Origin of the sequence: Mesorhizobium sp. M7A.F.Ca.CA.002.05.1.1 (assembly GCF_003998335.1) — a bacterium.
In the GTDB taxonomy this organism is placed as follows: domain Bacteria; phylum Pseudomonadota; class Alphaproteobacteria; order Rhizobiales; family Rhizobiaceae; genus Mesorhizobium.
In genome coordinates, this window is sequence record NZ_RZQI01000957.1 from 1 (window position 1) to 2,205 (window position 2,205).

General features: G+C 60.1%; 1 protein-coding gene and 2 pseudogenes. 2 read left to right on the plus strand and 1 reads right to left on the minus strand.

Annotated features, from left to right (window positions below; translation table 11 throughout):
- Positions 1 to 400 (plus strand): annotated as a pseudogene (locus tag EN939_RS31090) (DUF4760 domain-containing protein); the annotation flags it as partial.
- Positions 401 to 462: 62 nt separating this feature from the next.
- Here EN939_RS31090 and EN939_RS31095 read toward each other — a convergent pair.
- Positions 463 to 1,557 (minus strand): trypsin-like serine peptidase, encoded by a 1,095-nt coding sequence (locus tag EN939_RS31095; RefSeq protein ID WP_127271446.1) that lies wholly within the window; start codon positions 1,555 to 1,557, stop codon positions 463 to 465.
- Between the two features lie 396 nt (positions 1,558 to 1,953).
- Here EN939_RS31095 and EN939_RS31100 point away from each other — a divergent pair.
- Positions 1,954 to 2,205: pseudogene (locus EN939_RS31100) on the plus strand (S1 family serine peptidase); the annotation flags it as partial.

Here is a 2,205-nt window from a genome sequence, read left to right on the forward strand (position 1 = left end):
CTACCAGCAGGCGCAGCGCGCGCTGAAAGATCGTCTGACCGCGCTTAACGCCAAATATGACAATCTGCTCAGCGCCAACCCCTCGCCAACCGAGGAGCAGGTGTTCCGGCAACGGATCGGCATCGAGTCGATGACCGCCTCCGGCGGCGACATGCCGCTCGCCGATTTCAGCGAGCATTTCGATCGCATCGTCTATTTCCTCAACCGGCTGTCATTCTGCATCGACGGCGATTTGTGTTCGCGCAAAGTGACCGATGCTTATTTCCGTGACTATGCCGTCTCTTTCTGGAGCTATTTTGCCGGCTACATAGACAAGCAGCGCAAGGCGGGTTCTCCCACTTTCGCTTCGGCGATCGAGACCTATGTGCGCAATGGGCCGCCCACGGCCGAAGCCAAATAGCGGCGCGAAAAAGGCGGCGGGATTGCGCCGCCGCCTTTGTCTCCACCGCGAATGCGCAGCGATTATTTATACAGGCTGTTGATCCACTGGACGTTGGCAGCATTCAGGCGCACGGCGGTGTTCGCGTCGGGGCTTTCCGCCACGTTGACACCGGTGACGATGCGCTGCTTGGCCTTGTTGTCGTAGGCATAGACCGAACTGCCGCTCGACCCTGGGAACGTATCGCAGTCGTACTGGAAATATTCCGGCGCGATGTTTTCGGCATGCACTTCGCAGTTTGCCTTCCACATCGTGCCCATCGGCTTGTCGCCGGGATAGCCAACGAGATTGGCGGTGAAGTCGCCAAGATCGTCATAGTTCGCATAGCCCAGCCAGCCGAGATTGGTGCCGACATCCTGCTTTAGCGTGACGATGCCGAGATCCCACAGCAGGACCGAACCATAATAACCCTGGTAGTTGTCGATGAAGCCTTGCAGCACATAGGCGCTTTCGAAGGCGAAGGCGCCGAACGGTGCGTCGTCGGCCGTGCTGCCGTTCAGCCCCGGCACGAACAGATAGTCGGAGAGCCAATCCTTGTCCTCATGGCTGTAGAGGCAGTGCGCGGCGGTGAGCACCGTGCGCGGGCCGATCAGCGTTGCCGAACAGCTGCCGAAGCTGCCCGTCTTCGGCGATTTGGCTTCGAGATAGCCGATTGCCGAGAACGGATAGGTCTTGGTGTTCTTGACCTGCTCGCGATCGTCGGTGCCGAAGACCTGACGGCCGGCTTCGCCTTCGCCGAGGTCCGGATCCTCGGTCTTGCGCTCGGCCCCGTCTTTTCCGGTGGCCGGAGCGTTCAGTTCCTTGATGATAAGCTCCCGCAGCGCTTCGCTCGGCTCGATCTTGATCTCCTTGCCATCGGCGGACCGTCCGACGACGCCGTAGGATTTGACAGCCGTTGCCTCGTCGGCAAGCGGCGCGGCGCGGCTGTCTTCGTCGGTCAGCTTAGGTGGCGCGATTGGCTTTGCCCGCCCGGGCTTGTAGTCGCCTGAAGTCACGTCGCGCGCGCTTTCGCCATTGCCGGCACTGGCGGAGCCAGGATCGGCGGCGAAAACCGGGACCGTCCACATTGCGGTGGAAAGCAATGCGGACACAATGAGTGCGTTTGTCAGTTTTGTCATGGTGAGACTCTCCCAAAAGTCAGCAAGGACTGGATCAAGATACAGAAATATTGTCGAGATCGTGGTGGCGTCGAAAAAGGATTTTGGTTACCGCACTTGAAATTTGACCATCGCCTATGCGGTCGGTCAAAGCCCCCGCCAAAGACACCCGGGCGGATATATTGCCTAAATTAATACAACATTGGAATGACAATTAGCTTCCACATAGCCCGTGGGGGGCTATAGGGTTTTGAACGGGGTCTGCACAGGAACGCGATACGCGAAGCAGTGCCTGACTTGGTGTCCCTGCCGTGCCGCTGCAACGAAAGCTGCGCGGCCTGACCACCAGTCTGAGGCTTGCTTTGTTGATCATGCGCCGGGGCTGGTCCGCTCGGGTACATATCAGGAGGGCTTCAGATGAACATCATCCATCGGTTCAGGCCGATCGCCGCTGCATCGCTGCTCGGCATCGCAGCCGCCCTTGCGGCAGCCAATTCCACCCAGGCCGACGAAGCAGTCGCCCGACCGGAGGCAGCGGTCTCGCCAATGAAGCGCGTGACGGAAGCCAGGGCGAAAGCCGCGGCGGAGAACCCCGACGCAGCCGACCGCGTCTATGGCGGCAACCAGGCCGAAAAGGGAGCCTATCCGTTCCAGGTCGCGCTGCTCACC